At 63.6% G+C, this 17151-nt stretch carries 22 protein-coding genes; 10 read left to right on the top strand and 12 right to left on the bottom strand.

Going from position 1 to position 17151, the window contains the following annotated elements:
- Positions 1 to 89: 89 nt before the first annotated feature.
- Genes flgB through DVDV_RS11640 form a run of 7 tightly spaced genes read left to right on the top strand, consistent with a single transcriptional unit; the run spans position 90 to position 6089 of the window.
- Positions 90 to 500 (top strand): flagellar basal body rod protein FlgB, encoded by a 411-nt coding sequence (gene flgB, locus DVDV_RS11670; RefSeq protein WP_075354841.1) that lies wholly within the window; start codon positions 90 to 92, stop codon positions 498 to 500.
- A 1-nt stretch (position 501) separates the two neighbouring features.
- Positions 502 to 942, top strand: a complete 441-nt coding sequence (gene flgC / locus DVDV_RS11665) for a flagellar basal body rod protein FlgC (protein ID WP_075354840.1) — start codon at positions 502 to 504, stop codon at positions 940 to 942.
- A gap of 12 nt (positions 943 to 954) precedes the next feature.
- Positions 955 to 1281 (top strand): flagellar hook-basal body complex protein FliE, encoded by a 327-nt coding sequence (gene fliE / locus DVDV_RS11660; RefSeq protein ID WP_075354839.1) that lies wholly within the window; start codon positions 955 to 957, stop codon positions 1279 to 1281.
- Between the two features lie 51 nt (positions 1282 to 1332).
- On the top strand, positions 1333 to 2976 hold the full coding sequence (gene fliF / locus DVDV_RS11655) for a flagellar basal-body MS-ring/collar protein FliF (protein WP_075354838.1): 1644 nt from the start codon (positions 1333 to 1335) through the stop codon (positions 2974 to 2976).
- Positions 2977 to 2982: 6 nt separating this feature from the next.
- Positions 2983 to 3984, top strand: coding sequence for a flagellar motor switch protein FliG (gene fliG / locus DVDV_RS11650; protein WP_075354837.1), 1002 nt, complete (start codon positions 2983 to 2985; stop codon positions 3982 to 3984).
- Positions 3971 to 4777, top strand: coding sequence for a FliH/SctL family protein (locus DVDV_RS11645; RefSeq protein ID WP_075354836.1), 807 nt, complete (start codon positions 3971 to 3973; stop codon positions 4775 to 4777). Before fliG ends, DVDV_RS11645 begins: the two co-directional genes overlap by 14 nt.
- Positions 4764 to 6089 (top strand): FliI/YscN family ATPase, encoded by a 1326-nt coding sequence (locus tag DVDV_RS11640; protein ID WP_075354835.1) that lies wholly within the window; start codon positions 4764 to 4766, stop codon positions 6087 to 6089. The genes DVDV_RS11645 and DVDV_RS11640 overlap by 14 nt, the downstream gene beginning before the upstream one ends.
- On the opposite strand, the gene DVDV_RS11635 is transcribed toward DVDV_RS11640, so the two are convergent.
- The 6 genes from DVDV_RS11635 to DVDV_RS11610 form a co-directional block, all read right to left on the bottom strand.
- Positions 6073 to 7293 (bottom strand): glycosyltransferase family 87 protein, encoded by a 1221-nt coding sequence (locus DVDV_RS11635; RefSeq protein WP_075354834.1) that lies wholly within the window; start codon positions 7291 to 7293, stop codon positions 6073 to 6075. The two genes, DVDV_RS11640 and DVDV_RS11635, sit on opposite strands and share 17 nt — an antisense overlap.
- 290 nt (positions 7294 to 7583) lie before the next feature.
- Complete coding sequence (locus DVDV_RS11630; protein ID WP_075354833.1) at positions 7584 to 8207, bottom strand: tetratricopeptide repeat protein; 624 nt, start codon at positions 8205 to 8207, stop codon at positions 7584 to 7586.
- Between the two features lie 169 nt (positions 8208 to 8376).
- The gene (locus DVDV_RS11625; protein WP_254845355.1) at positions 8377 to 8598 is read right to left on the bottom strand and encodes an SHOCT domain-containing protein; all 222 of its coding nucleotides are present in this window, start codon (positions 8596 to 8598) and stop codon (positions 8377 to 8379) included.
- Positions 8599 to 8693: 95 nt separating this feature from the next.
- Entirely contained in the window at positions 8694 to 9161 is a 468-nt protein-coding gene (locus DVDV_RS11620; protein ID WP_075354831.1) for a periplasmic heavy metal sensor, read from the bottom strand.
- Positions 9162 to 9425: 264 nt separating this feature from the next.
- Positions 9426 to 9725 carry a hypothetical protein gene (locus DVDV_RS11615; protein ID WP_075354830.1) on the bottom strand — a complete coding sequence of 100 codons (300 nt, stop codon included), beginning with the start codon at positions 9723 to 9725 and terminating at the stop codon, positions 9426 to 9428.
- Positions 9725 to 11182, bottom strand: coding sequence for a terminase family protein (locus tag DVDV_RS11610; RefSeq protein WP_075354844.1), 1458 nt, complete (start codon positions 11180 to 11182; stop codon positions 9725 to 9727). The genes DVDV_RS11615 and DVDV_RS11610 overlap by 1 nt, the downstream gene beginning before the upstream one ends.
- 117 nt (positions 11183 to 11299) lie before the next feature.
- Here DVDV_RS11610 and DVDV_RS11605 point away from each other — a divergent pair, with 117 nt between their 5' ends.
- On the top strand, positions 11300 to 11593 hold the full coding sequence (locus tag DVDV_RS11605; protein ID WP_075354829.1) for a hypothetical protein: 294 nt from the start codon (positions 11300 to 11302) through the stop codon (positions 11591 to 11593).
- Positions 11594 to 11600: 7 nt separating this feature from the next.
- Here the strand turns inward: DVDV_RS11605 and DVDV_RS11600 are convergent, their stop codons facing one another.
- From DVDV_RS11600 to DVDV_RS11585, 4 genes are all read right to left on the bottom strand, one after another.
- Positions 11601 to 12161 (bottom strand): terminase small subunit, encoded by a 561-nt coding sequence (locus DVDV_RS11600; protein WP_075354828.1) that lies wholly within the window; start codon positions 12159 to 12161, stop codon positions 11601 to 11603.
- Positions 12162 to 12939: 778 nt separating this feature from the next.
- Positions 12940 to 13206: a hypothetical protein gene (locus DVDV_RS11595; RefSeq protein ID WP_075354827.1), complete on the bottom strand. Its 267-nt coding sequence runs from the start codon at positions 13204 to 13206 to the stop codon at positions 12940 to 12942.
- On the bottom strand, positions 13203 to 13430 hold the full coding sequence (locus tag DVDV_RS11590) for a hypothetical protein (protein ID WP_075354826.1): 228 nt from the start codon (positions 13428 to 13430) through the stop codon (positions 13203 to 13205). The genes DVDV_RS11595 and DVDV_RS11590 overlap by 4 nt, the downstream gene beginning before the upstream one ends.
- Positions 13427 to 13672: a hypothetical protein gene (locus DVDV_RS11585; RefSeq protein WP_075354825.1), complete on the bottom strand. Its 246-nt coding sequence runs from the start codon at positions 13670 to 13672 to the stop codon at positions 13427 to 13429. The genes DVDV_RS11590 and DVDV_RS11585 overlap by 4 nt, the downstream gene beginning before the upstream one ends.
- Before the next feature lie 173 nt (positions 13673 to 13845).
- Between DVDV_RS11585 and DVDV_RS11580 the strand changes: the two genes are divergently transcribed.
- A complete protein-coding gene (locus DVDV_RS11580) occupies positions 13846 to 14193 on the top strand; it encodes a hypothetical protein (RefSeq protein WP_075354824.1) in 348 nt (115 codons plus the stop codon).
- A 105-nt stretch (positions 14194 to 14298) separates the two neighbouring features.
- Positions 14299 to 16311 carry a PAS domain-containing sensor histidine kinase gene (locus tag DVDV_RS11575; RefSeq protein WP_075354823.1) on the top strand — a complete coding sequence of 671 codons (2013 nt, stop codon included), beginning with the start codon at positions 14299 to 14301 and terminating at the stop codon, positions 16309 to 16311.
- 31 nt (positions 16312 to 16342) lie between these two features.
- On the opposite strand, the gene DVDV_RS11570 is transcribed toward DVDV_RS11575, so the two are convergent.
- Both DVDV_RS11570 and DVDV_RS11565 read right to left on the bottom strand, forming a co-directional pair.
- Positions 16343 to 16687, bottom strand: coding sequence for an XRE family transcriptional regulator (locus tag DVDV_RS11570; RefSeq protein WP_075354822.1), 345 nt, complete (start codon positions 16685 to 16687; stop codon positions 16343 to 16345).
- 87 nt (positions 16688 to 16774) lie between these two features.
- A complete protein-coding gene (locus DVDV_RS11565; protein ID WP_217694134.1) occupies positions 16775 to 17122 on the bottom strand; it encodes a type II toxin-antitoxin system RelE/ParE family toxin in 348 nt (115 codons plus the stop codon).
- Between the last annotated feature and the right edge of the window lie 29 nt (positions 17123 to 17151).

Raw genomic sequence — 17151 nt, 5'->3', positions numbered from 1 at the left:
GGCCGGTCTGGAACGCTTTTTGCCCAATAGCCTTTCGAAACCGGGCGACCAAGCCGGGTACAATCCGCCCAAGCGGAGGAAAAAAGTCTATGAAAACAATATTTTCCAATAACATTGGACTGCTCGGCAAGGTCATGGACCTGCACCTGGAGCGTCAGAATGTTGTCATGTCCAACATGGCCAACATGGACGTCCCGGCGTTCAAGGCCCGCAGCCTGGATTTTGAAAAGGAACTGCAGTCGGCCCTCAATACCGACGACCGGGGCAAGATGACGCGCACCGCCTCCGGCCATCTGCCCACGGTGTTCAATGCCTCCGGCTTCGAGGGCAACCTGGAAATGGGCTGGAAGCCCCGGGTGGTCCAGGGCCTGGACAGCGTGGACATGGAAAAGGAGATGTCGGTGATGGCGAAGAACACACTTATGTACAACGCCCTGACCGATCTGGCCAAGAAAGACTTCGAAGGCCTGCAGAAGGTCATCATGGACGGAGGAAAGTAGTATGGACCTCTTTACCGCAATGGACATCGGTTCGTCGGGCATGTCTGCCCAGCGCACCAGCATGAACGCCATTTCCATGAATCTGGCCAACATCAAGACAACCCGGACGGTCAACGGCGGCGGACCCTACGTGCGAAAATCGGTCATGCTGGAATCGACTCCGGTGGACAGCCCGTTTTCCAAGGCCATGCAGTCCTCCCAGGACCGCGATCTGGCCGGGGTCAAGGTCACGGGTCTGGTCAACGACAACCGTCCCTTCCGGATGGCCTACGAGCCGGGGCACCCCGACGCCAACGCCGACGGCTACGTCGCCTACCCCGACATCAACGTGGTTGAGGAAATGGCCAACATGATCACGGCCATGCGCAGCTACGAGGCCTCGAGCTCGTCGATCGGGACACTCAAAAACATGTTTACCAAAGCCCTGGAAATCGGGCGTTAACGGAGACACGTCATGGCCATGCCCCCCCTCGCCCTGTCCGCCTACCAGAACGCCATGTCCCAGTCGGCCGGCATCCAGTCCACGGTGTCGCGCTCCCTTATCAAGCCGGCCGCGCCGACCGAAGGCTTCGGCCAGACGCTGACCGAGTCGGTCAAGCGCGTCAACGACATGCAAAACCAGAAAGCCGACATGGTTGAAGCCTTTGCCTCGGGCCAGACCCAAAACGTCCATGAGCTGATGATCAACCTGCAAAAGGCCAGTTCGGCCATGCAGATGACCACGGCTGTGCGCGGCAAGGTCCTCGACGCCTACCGCGAACTGGTCAAAATCCAGTTCTAGGCCCGATTCCTGCTAGAGTCCGCGTAAACGAAGCCCGCCAGGAGACACGCCATGCCCGACTTCCTCAAGCAGCACTTCGAAAAGCTCATCCAGTACTGGTCCAATCGCTCGGCTGCCCAACGCATCCTCCTGGCCGGACTGGCTGGCTCCCTGGTCATCGCCTTCGGGGTCATGCTCATTTTCCTCAATCAGACGGAAATGCGCGTCATGTATACGAATTTACCCCCTGAAGACGCCTCCCGGGTGGTTGAGCTGTTAAAGGCCTCCAAGACGCCCTATGAGCTGCGCGACAACGGGGCCACCGTGCTGGTGCCGGCCGAAGTCGTGTACGAACAGCGCCTCAAGGTGGCCGGCGAAGGGGCCATGCGCGGCCAGGGCATCGGCTTTGAACTGTTTGACGAACTCAAGGTGGGCCAGACCGACTTTGTCCAGCGCATCAACTACACCCGCGCCCTGCAAGGCGAACTTTCCCGCACCATCACTGAATTTCCCCAGGTCGAGAAGGCCCGGGTCCATCTGGTGCTGCCGCAAAAGAGCCTTTTTATCGAAGAGCAGAAAAAGGCCACGGCTTCGGTGGTCCTGACCCTGCGCCGGGGCCAAAAACTTGACGCCAAGCAGTTGCAGGGCATTGTCAATCTGGTGGCCATGTCCGTCGAAGGCCTCACCCCCGACCATATCACCATCACCGACACCACCGGCCAGTCCCTGTACCAGCCGCGCGGCGACGGCGGCCTGGACGGGATGACCACCACCCAGTTCGAGTACAAGAACACCTTTGAAGCCAACCTGGAAAACCGCCTCGAACAGATCCTGACCCCCATCCTCGGCCCGGGCCGGTCCCTGGCCAAGGTCAATGCGGAGCTGGACTTTGCCCAGCGCACCACCCGCAAGGAAATGTACGACCCCAACGCCACCGTGGTGCGCAGCGAACAGAAAAGCGAGGAATCGACCTCCGGCACGGCCGCGGTCGACGCCTCCGGCGCCACCACCACCCCGCGCGGCGGCGGCACGGCCGTGCCCAACACCAATTTCCGGGGCGAAGGCTACTCCGGCACCGAGTCCACCCAGAAGTCCAACCGTGAGAACAAGACCACCAATTTCGAGATCAACAAGGAAGAACAAAATGTCGTCAGCCCGGTTGGCGACTTGAAGCGGCAGTCCATAGCGGTTATCGTGGACGGGACCTACGAGAAGGTCGAGGGTTCCAACACGTTCAAGTTTGCGCCCCGCTCGGCCGAGGAACTGGAACGCATCAAGCAGATCGTGGCCCGGGCTGCCGGCCTCGACGCCGCGCGCGGCGACGAAATCCAGGTGTCGAGCTTCGAGTTCGGCGCTCCGGATGGATCGAGCGAACCGAGCCTACTGCAGACCATGATGGAATACGCCCAGCGCCTGGGCAAACCCTTCATCAACGGCCTGCTGATCTTCCTGTTCCTTATCCTGGTGGTTCGCCCGGTGGTGCTGGCCCTTATCCGCCCCCGGGTTACCGAAGAGGAGATTGAAACCTTGGAACGTCTGCCCGAAGGCGAAGCCCGGCTGGCCCTGGCCGAGGCCGAGGAAAGCGAGGACGCGGCGGCCATGTTGGAGCCGGGCCGGCAGTTCGAGCTGGCCAAAGGCCTGGCCCTGCAACTGTTCGAAGAAAACATGGAGCAGTCCATTTCGCTCCTCAAATCCTGGCTCAAGCAGGAGGCATAACCCCGCATGGCCGCCATGATGACCGGACCGCAAAAAACCGCCATACTCTGTCTGGCGCTGGGCGAAAAATTCGCCGGAGAGGTCTTCAAACGCCTGGATCGGCGGGAAATCGCCACCATCTCCAAGGCGATGATGGAGATCGAGACCGTACCCAAGGAACAGGTCGAGGAAGTCGTTCACGAGTTCAACGACGCCCTGCAGGTCGGTCGCGACATGGTCACGGGCGGCCCCGACCAGGTGCGACGCCTCCTGTCCAAGACGCTCGACTCCGACACGGCCAAGTACATCATGGAAACCCTCGAGCTGGACACCGGCCCGACCCCCTTCCAGGAACTCAGCAATGTCTCGCCGCGCATCCTGGCCCAGATCCTGCGCAACGAGCATCCCCAGACCTTGGCCCTCATCCTCGGCCACCTCCATCCCGAGCAGGCGGCCGAACTCCTCCAGAATCTTCCCTCGGGCGTGCGGGCCGAGGTGCTCATGCGCCTGTCGCGGCTCGAAGCCGTGGCCGAGGACATGCTCATCGAGGTGGACAAGGTGCTGCAAAACCAGTTGATCGCCATGGGCGGCAAGGAAGGCAAGAAGGTCGGCGGCATCACAGCCGTGGCCGAGATCTTAAACGCCGTGGACCGGGCCACCGAAGAGGAAGTGCTCTCCGAGATCGAAGAGGAATCGGCCCAGACCGCCGAGGACATCCGAAACCTCATGTTCGTCTTCGAGGACATCAAGGCGCTCGATGACCGGGCCATCCGCGAACTGCTCAAGGAAGTCTCCAACGAGGAGCTGACCCAGGCCCTCAAAGGCGCGTCCGAGGAACTCCGCGACAAGTTTTTCAGAAACCTCTCCGAACGCGCCGCCAACATGATCCAGGAAGACCTGGAAATCATGGGCCCCATCCGGCTGGCCGAGGTGGAAGGCGCCCAGCAAAACGTGGTCAAGACCGTGCGGCGTCTGGAGGCCGAGGGCAAGATAGCCATTGGCCGCGGAGGCGGGGATGTCTTCATTTGACGGGGAGGAACCCGGCGTCCTGACCGGCCGGGTGATCCTTGGCCCGGGCCATGCCGGCCCGGGTGAAACCACCGTGGCGGAGCTTGAAGCCCACCGCTCGCCCGAAGAACTGGAAAAAGTCGAGGCCCGCTTCTGGGAACGCCTGCGGGCCAAGGCCACGGCCAAGGCCGCCTCGGTCATTGCCGAGGCCATGGCCGAGGCCGAACGCCTGCGCACCAAGGCCCGGGAAGACGGCTACGCCGAGGGGCACGCCGCCGGCCATGCCGCAGCCACGGCCGCGGCCGAAGCGAAAGGCGAGGCCGAACTGGCCCGCATGGCCGCCTCCTTCGGCGGCATGGTCGAGACCCTGGCCGGGGAACGCGGCCGGCTGTGGCACCTCCAGCGCGAGGAATTTCTGACGCTTTTGCGTCTGGCCGTGGAACGCACCGTCAACGTCACCATCGATAGCCGCCGCCAGGAAATCCTGGACCACCTGCTTGGCGAGGCCCTGGAAGCCATCGACGCCAAGGCCGAACCGACGCTCACCGTCCATCCCGAAGACGAGGCCCTGCTGCGCGAACTGCTTATCCGGGCCAAGGCCGAACGGCCCCACCTGGACCGGGTGACGGTGCGGGTCAACCCCGCCTTTATCCCGGGCAGCCTCTATCTCGAATATCCCGAAGGGTTGGTCGACAACACCATTGCCAGCCGGTTTGCCGAGGTGGAGACGGTATTTGCCCATCTGGCGGCGGCCGAGATGCCCGGCGAGGACGGCGAGGCCGGACTGCCCGGAGACGACCATGCCCACGGTTGACGCCTCCGGGGGCATTGCCTTGCTTGAGGCCATGCAGCCGATGAAGACCTACGGCAAGGTGTCCAAGGTTGTCGGGCTCATTGCCGAAGGACGCGGCATCAGCGCCCCGGTCGGAGCGGTGTGCCACATGCTGCCGGGCGACGGCGCGCCGGGGTCCGAGGTGCCGGCCGAGGTGGTGGGCTTTCGCGACGGGGCCTGCCTGTTTATGCCCTACGGCGACCTGCGCGGCATTGCGCCGGGCACGCTCATCCGCAACACCAGCACCCCGCCGCTTTTTCCGGTCGGCCGGCGCTATCTCGGCCGGGTCATCGACGCCTTCGGCAACCCCATCGACAACGGCGAACCCATTGCCCCGCGCCGCTTCAATCCGGTCTTTGCCCCGGCCCCGCCGCCCATGGAACGGCCGCGCATCTGCGACCCCATGGACGTGGGGGTGCGGGCGATCAACGGCTGCCTGACCCTCGGCAAAGGCCAGCGGGTCGGCATCATGGCCGGTTCGGGCGTCGGAAAGTCGACGCTCATGGGCATGATCGCCCGCAACACCAAGGCCGACGTCAACGTCATCGGCCTTGTTGGCGAGCGCGGCCGCGAATTGCGTGAATTTATCGAAAAGGACCTCGGCCCCGAGGGCATGGCCCGGTCGGTGGTGGTGGTGGCCACCTCCGACCAAAGCCCGCTCATCCGGATGCGCGCCGCCTACGCGGCCACGGCCATGGCCGAATATTTCCGCGACGAGGGCAAGGACGTCATCCTCATGATGGACTCGGTCACCCGGTTTGCCATGGCCGGGCGCGAAGTGGGCCTGGCCGCCGGCGAACCGCCGACCACCCGCGGCTATACGCCCTCGGTCTTTGCCCAGTTGCCAAAGCTCCTGGAGCGGGCCGGGCGCAATGCCCTGGGCAGCATCACCGGCATCTACACCGTGCTGGTTGACGGCGACGATTTCAACGAGCCCATTGCCGACGCCGTGCGTTCGATTCTTGACGGGCATATCGTGCTCACCCGCGATCTGGCCGACCAGGGCCATTTCCCGGCCATCGACGTGCTCAAAAGCATCAGCCGCCTGCGCTCGGACGTAACCCCCAAAGACGCCCTGGCCGCCTCCCGGGAACTCATCCGGCTGCTCGCCACCTACCGGCGGGTGGAAGACATGGTCAACATCGGGGCCTATTCCCGAGGGGCCAACCCGGAAATCGACCGGGCCATCGACATGATCGGCCCGATCAACACCTTCCTGCGCCAGGATGTGGCCGAGAGCCAGACCCTGGAGGAATGCTTCCAGGCCGTCCTGGCCCTTATCGGCAAGAAATAGGCCCATCCCCCCCGGCCGACGCCTGTTTGGCGGGCCGGTCCTTTCGCACCCAGCCCAGCAGTATCCAAAGCAGCAGGCCGAGCACCAGCGGCCCGATCTGGACGCCTGTCCGGACCGAGAGCGCATGGGCCAACAGCGGCGAGACCCAGGCCAGCCCAATGACGGTCCGTTCAAAAGCCGAAAACGGCAGACCAGTCCTTTGGGCATGGCAAAAGAGGCAAAGCAGGCCGACCAGGAGCACGACCCAGTCGTAATTGAAGGAATAATACGGGAAAAGCAAAATGCCGACCGAGGCCACAGCCACGGCCAGGCAGCGGTCCGCCCGTATGCGCCAGACATGCCAGACCGCAGCCAGGGCCCCGGCGGAACAAGCGGCCTGCACGGCCATGGCCAGTATAAAGGGCCCGCCAAGGCCGCGCACGGCCGCATAGGCCGACGTCATCTTGGCCAGCGGAAAGCTCTCCCCGGACAACAGGCTCTGGGCCAGCCGGGCGCTTTCGAAAAAGGCCTGCCACGCCCCTCCCCCGAAGACCGCCAAGGAACCGGCGCACAGCCCGAAGACCGTGGCCAGACAGGTCATGACGGCCCGCCAATGACCGCCGGCGACCAGGGCCGCCAGGGCCGGCAGGGCCAGATGCGGCTTATAAAAGGCCAGCCCGAGGCACAGCCCGGCCAGGACATCGCGCCGGCCGGCCAGGAGCAGGGCCGCGCCAAGCAGCGCGCCGGTCAGGAGGCCGTTTTGGCCGTTTAGGATGGAGGCGAACACGGCCGGGAAGGAAAAGACCAGGAGCGGCAGCGGCAGGGGAAGGCCCCGTGGCCCGAAACGGGCCAGCACCGCATAAAACAGTCCTGTGGTCAGGCCGAGAAAGGCCAGCAGCGAAGCGCCAAACGGCAGGAGATGCAGGGGTGCGGCAAAAAATAAAAACGGCGGCGGGTAGAGCATCGGGAGCGCCTGGCCCATGGCGACCCCAGCCGCCCGGGACTCATAGGCATCGAGGATGCCGATGGCATAGACGTCCTTGGCCGCCCGCTCATGCAGCACTTGGGACGTGGCGTAATACAGGACGTAATCGCTCCCGAAGCGAAGATGGGAGGCTTTGGAAAACCGCTCGTTGACAACGAGGAGGCCAAGGGTTGCCACGGCATAGGCGATGAGCAGCATCCACGAATAGACAAGCGCCCTTTCCCTGCTCAAAAAAAGCATGGCCGCTCCCTGGTGCACACAACCGGCAGCGTCCCGGCCGGGTCCGCCACGCAACCGGCCCCAAGCCGCCGCAAAAAAAGCAGTCCGGAAGGGAACAGGCCGGGGAATCGAGGGACACGGGTTTCGCCGAACATGAAATTTGCTCGCACAAGCGCTGCGGGAAGGCAAGGCGAAGGCATCCGGGCTGTTGGCGGCGCATTGCCGCCCGCACCGCGCCCTCCGGCAGGCGATCCACAAAAAAAGCCCCGGCCAAAGCCGGGGCTTTTTCGTGTCGGCCTGGGCCAACGCCGCTACTGCGACAGTTCCTGGATGGCCTGGGCCACCGGCTTGTTGCCGGGCAGCACGGCCTGGGGATTTTTGGCCGCCAGGGTCTTGAGCACGGCCAGCGCCCCGGCCCGGTCGTTCTTGTCGTGTTCAAGCACCACGCTCTTGTTGAAGCTGGCGATCACGTGCCCGGGATTGGCGGCAATAGCCTTGTTGAAGCACTCCAGCGCCTTGTCGAATTTTCCCACATGGCGGTACATGACGCCAAGGTCCGTAGTCACATCCGGGTTGCCCGGCTCCAGGGTCAGGGATTTCTCATAGGCCGGGATGGCTTTTTCCGGCTGGTCCGTGTCGAAATAGAGATTGCCAAGCTCGGTCCAGGCGGCCACGTTGGCCGGTTCGAGCTGGGTCTGTTTCTCCAGGGCCTTGATGCGCTCGACCAGGGCCGGGGCCGGAGCCTGCTGGGCCGGGGCCTGCGGGGGCGGCATCTGCTGCTGGGCGGTCGGGGCGGCACCCCGGGAAGACGGGGAATCCATCATGCCCCGCATGGTAAATCCCAGAAATATGCCGGCCAAAAGGGCCAGTCCGGCCCCAAGGATGGCCGCGCTGCGGCTGACGGTGGCTGCATTGCCGGAATTGGTGGACGCCATGGGATCTCCTTTTGCTGCGGGAATGTCGTGCGCGGGGCAACCTAGCAATGTCGCCGGGAAATGTCATCGGGGTCAAAAAAACCCGGGGCAGTCGGAACCGCCCCGGGAAGGGGAAGGAGACAGAGGGTAACTCTCACGGGTTCTGGTCTATGGAGACGACAGGAACTGCCTATCTGTTCCCATCGATTGTCGGAGCCTCGACGATGCGTCGCAGGCGTTCGAACTCATCAGGGCTGATGGCCCCATCGGCCAGACGCAGGCGCAGGATGCGCAAGGCGTCGTCGCGGTCGGCATCGGCGCTGCGGCGGGAATCCGTGCGCCTGGTGGGAAAGAACCGCCGGGCCAGGATGAGGACTGCGGCCAGTCCCAGGATGGCCAGGAAAACCGCCATCCACCCGCCCGGGAAGAAGTAACCGTAATATGAGCACATGGCCGTATCGTTAAGGCCCCGGGACAGGCCAGGGCCTGTCCCGGGATACGCCCTGGTTACTGACAGCCGCCGCCGTGGTAGCCGCCCATGCCGCCCATCATGCCGCCGCCCATGCCGCCGCAGCCGCCGCCGGCAACGCCCGGGCCGATTTCCTTGGACACCTGGATGCGGAACTGGGTACGCTCGGACAGAAGCTTGGCCTGCAACTCGCCGATCTGCTTGGTCACGGCGTCAATTTTGGCCTGATCCGGGGTCTGGCCCACGGACAGGGCGTTTAATTCAGCCATCTTGACGCCAAGGTCGGCCCGCACCTGGGCGGTCTTGGCCGCATAGGCATCGTGGATCTTCTGGAAAGCCGCCTGCTTTTCCGGGCTCAGCTGGGCCATGCCGCCGTCCCCGCCGCAGTTGCCCTGTCCGCCGCCCATGCCGCCGCCCATGCCGCCTGGACGGGCCAGAGCCATGGTCGAAGTGAGAGCCAGGGTAGCCAAAGCCGCCAGAGCGATATGAAGCGTCTTGTTGCGCATGAAAATTCCTCCGTTTGGAGAGCCGGCCGCAGCCGATATCTCCGCGTTGTTCCCGGGCAATCGCCCGCTGTATGACGCCCCCATTGCAGTCGCCGTGCCATCCCTGCTTTTCCTTTTATACCGGCATGTTAAATTAACTTCCCTGGTTTTCAGGCCGGCACCGGCCTGGATAGATTCTGTCCATTCCGGGCCGCAACCCAGGGGCTTGTGTATAGTTTCAATACACACAAAAGCAGGCCAACATACTGGTATAAAAGAATAAAATTAAGCAAAGCCGTCCCTGTCGCCGCCATTTTCCCGGCAGGCCGGCCGCAGTGTCTCAAAAATATCCACCGGCCGGGGCCGCCGCTCCAGGGCCGTGGCCCCGATGGACGCCTCGCTCCAGGGATCGGACTCCTCCGGGACCGGGGCCGCCTCCCGGACCGGGGGCAACACCCGGTAGTCGAACATGGCCCGGCCAACACTCTCCCGGCCAAGCCGCCAGCCCACCAGCAAAAAAACCAGGGCCGCACCCAGAGGAACCAGCATCTCCAGCCACCGCCAGTCAGCCGCCTGTCCCGGCATCAGAAATCCTCCTCGGTTGGGGCCTCGGCCAGCACCGCGTCAATAAGCCGCGCCGCCGGCTTTTCGGCCGTTTTCACCATGCCCGGAGCCAGAGGCCGGGCCATGCAGACATGGCAGGCCTCGTCATAGACGTGGTCCTCGCCGGTGGTGTCGATGTCCTCGACATTGCGCCGGTCCGTGGCCAACAGCGCAATGGTGCGGATGAAATCCTCGCAGGTGTCATAGACCTGCAGCATGGGCGGCCCATCCTCACGCGGGCGCAACCGCTCGTGAAACTGCCGGATCTTGGCCGTTCGCGACGGATCGCCCGGAGACAGGTACACCCCGGCCCCGGCAAACACCTCGGCCGTGCTCGGCCCCTGGCCGCCGCCCCGGTAATCCGGCTTTTTGGCAAAACAGTCCGGCCCGCACAGCCGGGTCAGCCGCCGACCGGCCAGGCCCAACCGGGCCTCGCGCTCCACAATCCCGGCCGCAATCTGGGAATCCGTCAGCCGCAACCCCTGGTTGGGCGACCCATTGGACCCGTACCACTCGGCAAACCGGAAAAGCCGCCCATCGGCGTCCACCCACCACCAGCCAACCGAAAACGGCGCGCCATAGCCCCAGTCAAACGTCATGAACAACGGCGCATCCTCCGGCACAGGCCGGGGCTTGACCACATGCAGCCGGCGCGAAAAGCCAAACGCCTGGCCCATGAACACATCCCAGTCGCCCTCCAGATAGGCCGTGCGATACGGCTCGGGCAGGGCCATCAGCCGGGCGATATAGCCCGGATCGCGCTCCATCAGGAGGCGGTTGTCGGCCAGCCTGCCCGGAATATAGCAGCGCAGCATCCCGCCCTCGGCCACAGGCGCCCGGCGGCACTCCCCGGCCGGGGCGAAATCCACAAACCGGGCCTTGGCAAAGCCATGCCCCACCCCGCCCGGATTGGACGCGCACACCACCCCCGGCACCTTGTGCCGCAGCGCCGCCGGCACCTCGATGGCGCAGCGCAACCGCCCCCGCAGATAGTCGTACTGAAACTCCGTAAAACTGGTCAGCTCGTCGATAAAAAGCATATGCAGCTCCGCCCCCTGAAACCGGAACACATCTTTTTCGCGCTGGCAGCCGCAAAAGTTGAGCATGGAACCATTGAGAAATTCAAAACGCTGCTTTGCGTCCCGATACGTCCCCAACACCTTGGGAAATTGGTCCAAGGCCGGAAGAATATGGTTGCGCTCCAACTCCGGCATGGTCCGCCGAAACAGATAGGCCCGCAGCCCCGGCACCCGCAGACACATCACCAACGCCTCAAACCGCAAGGCATGGCTCTTGCCCGGCCCGGCCGCCCCGCCAAACAAGATCTCATTGGCCCGGCAGGCATGGAGCCGCGCCTGGAGCGGCTGGGGCCGGTACGGCAAGACAATGCGGCGGCCGGCTCCCCCTGGTTGTGCCGAAATATGGTCAATTTGCTGCACCAACAGGGCCTCCCTGTTTTGTCTGTTTTTGCAACCTTCTAAAATAGCGTGACTTTATTGTGGCATGAAACAGGCAACGCTCCCCATGTCGATACCGCCGATCCCAAGGAGGCTGCCATGCGGCCCAGATTGCTCAAATACTGCTGCATCCTTGCCGCCAGCCTGATTATGGCCGTCGCCGGGTCCACGCTCTCGCTGTCCCGGCCCTCGCCCAACAGCTACTCCCGGCTGCTGCAGCGCCAAAACGCCCCGGCCCCCGACGCCGTCACCGACTGCCGCATGGCCGCCGCCCGCCTGCGCGCTGCCTGCCCCGAAACCGCCATCCCTGATGACGCCTTCGAAAGCCTGCGCCTCCAGTGCCGCCAAGCCGCCAAGGCCGACAAGGCCCGCCCCGCCACCGCCCGGATGTGACCCCGCCTCAAGCGTCCGACGGCAATGCCATCTGCTCATCCTCCCGCAGCGGCTCAGGAAACGGCATACACGTCACCACCGTCACCGGCTGCGCCCCGCCCCCCCCGCCGCCGTCCTCCTCTCCCCGGCCCCTGTCCCCCAAATGCCGGGACAAGGCCGCCAACGCCTGGGTCTTGCCATAAAGCTTCACCCGCACCCCCTTGCCCGGAGTCTCCACAATCTCCGACACACAGGCCGCCTGATCCGGAGTCAACGCCTCCGACGGCCGCAACCGCAGCCCGCCCTCGCCGCCCCAGGCCACAAAATCCCGCATATCGGCAAAGGCCAGACGGGCCAGCTCCAACACCACCCGGTCCTGGGTAATCCCCACCCGCTGGCTGCGCTGGGCCATGGCCGCCGCAATCGCCTCGCGCACCCGGTCCAGCCCCCGAAGCCGCGCCCCGGTGCTGCCGGCGCTCTTCTCGCTGTACCCGGCCCGCACCGCCGCTGCCGCCGCATTGCAGTCCATCAGATATTCCTCGACAAACCGCTGCTGCCGATCCGTCAAACGCCTGGCTTGCTCATGCATCAGTCAATCCTTCCTGTTGTGGGGTGAGAAAAAGCACGGATGGGAATGTGTGGAGAGCGCAACGGGACGAGCGGTGCGGTGGGGGGAAGTGGAGAGAGGGAGAGGTGGATATGGAGATGGAGAAGGTGAGGCGGGGAGGAAGCGGAAGAAGCCTCCGGCGGCCGGGGGGTCACCCCCCGGACCCCTGAATGGGAGCGCATGGCCCAGGCGGCATAAGGAGCCAATGCGGACGCGGCAGGGCGGGAAGACCATGAGGCGCGGGAGCGCTGGCGGCTGCGCCGCATGGTTGGTTGCAATTTCGGCCGGCGACACTCCCCGCGAAGCGCGGGGAGCACGCCGGCCGAAATTGCAACCAACCGGTTCGCCCGTAAAAACCTCTCCAAAAATGTGCGCTTTCCACACTCCACGACTCAAAAATGCGGCCGGGCCGCTGGCGAGTTGGGGCCTGGATTTCAGGGCTGGCCCCGAGGCGGCTTCCGCGTCGGGGCCAGCCCTGAAATCCAGACCCCATCTTCCCGCACTCCCGCCACCGTCGCCACCTCCACCCGCCCACCCCGTCCGGGGGTCCGGGGGGGTGACCCCCCCGGTGGGTCCAGGGCAACGCCCTGGCAGGGTCCGGGACAGCGTCCCGGCGGGTGCAGGGCAGCGCCCTGCCGGTGCCTAGTGCAACCGGCGGGAGGGGCCGGACCAGTGCCAAAGGGCGAGGATATCGGCCAGGGACAGGTGGGGATTGAGGGCGAGCAGTCGGTCGAGGGACATGGCGTATGCTCCTTTCGTGTTAGGCGGCGATATTTTCTTCGAGGATGGTGAGGCGGGTGGCGTGGGATTCCAGGCGTTCGCCCACGCGTTCCATTTCGCTGCGGGTGGGGTAGCCCCGGGCCAGTTCCAGGCGGCAGTCGTTCTGGGCTTTTTCGTAGGCGCGCATCCTTTCCTGGAGACTGTCGATGGCGCGGGCCACGTCATTGACCCATTTCCGGGTAAAAAAGAGGACCAGGGCGACGAGGAACGAGATCCAGGCGGGCAGCAGCAGGGCATCGGGCGTCATGGTTTTGTCTCCGGTGGTATCTGGGCTTTGGTGATGAGCGGCAGGGCTTTTTCGGCCAGGTCGATGCCGGCCTGGGACCCGATGGCGGTCAGGGCGATATCGGTGATGGCCTGGATTTCATCCGGGGTGAGTCCCATGCTCCATTTGCGGCTCAGCGCCACAGCGGCGATGGCCAGGACAGCGGCCCAGAGTTTGCGCGAGGCCATGGGGGAATTGTCGTTCATGAGAACCAGTTCTCGGGCATGGGTTTGGAGGCACTGATGCCGCAGTAAGGGCAGGCATAGCCGTTGCCCAGGGCCATGAAGCTGACGGAGCCGGAGAAGACGGTGCCGCAGAGCGTACAGCTGCGATGCACCTTGTCTGAGACGTAGCACAATGTTCCGTCTTCGCTGAAGGTTGTGTAATTGGACAGGACCGCATTTCGCAGATCGGCCGGCATGGCCGGCAGGGCCGAGTGTGTGTTCATGTTGCACCATCCTTGCTTCCATAAGGACCATGGAAGGCGGACATGGACCAGTCAGTCTATGTCAAAAATAAATTTATCTGTTGGCACTTCTGCGTGGCAGCGCAAACGTCTTTACAGGCGAACAGCGCTTGGGCAGAATTGGTGAAGTGGCAACTCAAACCAATGGAGAATCTATGGGCGTCCGAGTGACAGCGGTGGTATTGGCTGTGTTGGCCTTGGCCGGGTGTGCCGGCCAGGGCGGCGGGATGGGCGGCGGCAAGCCGCCGGTGATGACCGTGACCGATTTTCATGAATATTGTTCGACATTGCCCACGCCCAACGCCTGCTTATCCGATCCCATCTGCAATCGTTTTCGCCAGGAATTGTCCGAGCCGCCGGCCGAGCTTTCGGCCTGTCTGACCATGTGCCGCAAGACCGGGGACGCCTTGTACGTGGACAACCTGGTCAACGGCTGTGGGGCGGTGCTCGATCGGGCCGTGGATTTGTGCGACCAGTTCTGCCGGCGTCGCGATCCTTCCTGAGGAGGTGGTTTTTTTCGAACGCTGTTGCGACGGCTTGCGGTTGCGGATATAGATCCGGATACTTCAAGTGCTCTGGCGAATAGTTAAAACGGTATGGGGACTTCCATGGCTGACGACACAAAACGGGACGCCGCTGCGGCCAATGCCCGGGAGCTTGGCAACCGGGCGCTGTTGGCCGGTTTCTGCGCCTTTGAGCAGGTCGCCCAGAGCCATAGTGATCTGACCTATCGCACCGACGGCTCGGACCGGCTGGAGTGGCTGTCCAAGACCGGGGCCAGGGCGCTTGGTTACGACGAGGCCGGGGAGTTGCTTGGCCGCACGGCCGGGGAGGCGCTCTACCGGGCTGTCAGGGAGCGCGACCCGTTGCTGGAATCCCTGACGACCAGCCAGGGGCCGGTGTGCCAGGAAGAGTTGCTGCGCCGTGCCGACGGATCGGCCGTGGCAGTGCGCACCCGGGCGGTCCGGCGCCTGGGCGGAGGGATGGAAGCCCATGTCCTCATCCTGTCGGGTGAAATCGAGGCCCGCCTCACCCTGGCCAGGGCGCTTCGGGAGATGGAGACCATTTTCGACAACGCGCTGATCGGCATGGCCCTGGCCCGCAACCACCGTTTCGAGAAGGTCAACGCCCGAGGCGCCGAGTTGCTCGGACGCCCGGTCGAGGCGCTGATCGGCCGCTCAATCGAGTTTTTGTTCTCCACGCCCGAAAGCTACGGCCTTTTCACCAAAACCGCCTATGAGGACCTCTGCACCAAGGGAATGCACATCGGTGAGCACACCATGCGCCACACCGACGGCTCCCCACTGGTGTTGCGCACGGCCGCCCGGATGATCAGCCCCTGCGACGAGGCCGAGGGTGTGATCTGGGCCTTTGACGACATCACCGAGCAAAAATGCCTGGAGCAGAAGCTGGTGGCCTCCAGCCAGGCGGCCGAGACGGCCAGCGCCGCCAAGACCCAGTTCCTGGCCAACATCAGCCATGAACTGCGCACGCCCTTAAACGGCATCCTGGGCATTTCCCAGTTGTTGCTCGACCAGGAAAACGACAGCGAAACCCAGGAGTACCTGGGCATCATCAGGCAGTCGGCGGCTACACTCGTGCACATCGTAAGCGACCTGCTCGACTTGTCCAATGTCGAGTCCGGGCGCATTGAGATGGCCAAGCAGGAGTTTGACCTCAGGGACGAACTCACGCCGCTGCTGCGTAATTTTGCCGCCCAAAGCCTGCTGCGTCCCTTTGAGTTCACCTACGTTTTCGATCCGTTGCTGCCGGCCCGGGTCATCGGCGATGCCAACCGGGTCAGGCAGATTCTGATCAATCTCCTGTCCAACGCCTTCAAATACACGAAAAAGGGCCATGTTGCCGTTCGTGTCGGCCTGGACGAACAGAAGCTTGGCCAGCGGCCGGCCGACCGGGACACCGGCGACGGCGCGCCCCGGGTGCGCCTGCTGCTGGTGGTCGAGGATACCGGTGTCGGCATCAATCCCGATGCCACGTCCTCCATTTTCGAGCCGTTCGGCATTGGCGAGAACTATCTCACCAAAAAGTACAGCGGGGCCGGACTGGGTCTGTCCATTGCCCGCAAGCTGACCACCATGATGGGCGGCGACATCACTTTTGCTTCCGAACCCGGCCGGGGGAGCACGTTTTACGCCACGCTGGAATGCAGTCTGCCCCTGACCGAGCGCAAACCCCGGATCCCCCCCCGCCAGGTCCAGGCGGCTCCCGTCCCCAAGCCCGGCGAGGGCTTGCGCATCCTTTTGGCCGAGGACGAGCCGGTCAACCGCATCTTCACGGTGCGCGCCCTGCAAAAGCTCGGGCACACCGTGGACAGCGCCGTTGACGGCCGCGAGGCCCTGGCCATGCTTGGCCGGGACGCCTACGATCTGGTGCTCATGGATATTCAGATGCCGCGATTAAACGGCCTGGAGGCTACGCGTCTCATCCGGTCGGGCCAGGTCCAGGGCATAGCACCCACCATTCCGGTGGTGGCGCTAACGGCCTATGCCATGGATTCGGACCGGGAAAAGGGGCTGGAGGCCGGCATGGACGAGTATGTGACCAAGCCTTTCGAGCCGGCCGAGCTGGTGGCGGCCATCACCCGGGCCCTGGCCAAGTAGGGGTGATGCGGCGTGGTGGGGCGACCTCTGGCTAGGCTGAGCTTTTTTCGCTGCTGTCTTCCCGGATTTGCGAGAATGTTTTGATGTGGATGGAATGGTCGGGAAACCGCGCAACAATATCCAGTTCTCCGCCCATTGCCTCAATGAAACGCCGCAACGTACTGACGTACATGTCTGTCCGTTTTTCCATCTTGGCGACAGAAGCCTGACCGATACACAGAGAACTAGCGAGTTCTTCCTGAGAAAGTTGCATGGCGTTGCGCAGCTCTGCGAGATCCATTTCCGCCCGCAACGCGACAGCCTTCTCCCGTGCCCGTTCCCTTGACTCCGGAGACATTGCCTCCCGAAGTGTTGCAAATGAATTTCTGCCAGCCATATATCCACCACCGTTCAGATGAAAACAGTATCTCAAAAATATCGGCCAAGAGAACAACCCGACACCGACAACCAATATATAAATAAATCAGAGCCCATCGATGTGCGTTTTGTACAACCGATCAGCCACCGCAATCATCCGGGAATAAAACAGGTCATCCCCTTTCTTGTCACCGCCGATCAGCAATATTGCCATCCGCCGCGGGTCGAATGCATAAAAAATACGGATCGGGTGTCCGTCACTTTGTACGCGCAACTCCCGCATGTGCGAATACTGTGAAGCATGGACCTTGCTGGAATAGGGAAAGGGCAAGCTTGGCCCCCGACGTTCCAATTCCTCGACAATTGCGGCAATATCCTCTTGCTGCGATGCGGCGAGCGTTCTCCACCACGCCCCGAATTCGTCCGTGTATTCCACTTCGCAGGCCATACTCATTAATATTCCCTCCGGGGAATATCGTCAAG

This window comes from Desulfovibrio sp. DV (assembly GCF_001936595.1).
GTDB lineage: Bacteria > Desulfobacterota > Desulfovibrionia > Desulfovibrionales > Desulfovibrionaceae > Solidesulfovibrio.
This window is presented reverse-complemented; position numbering and strand designations above follow the sequence as displayed.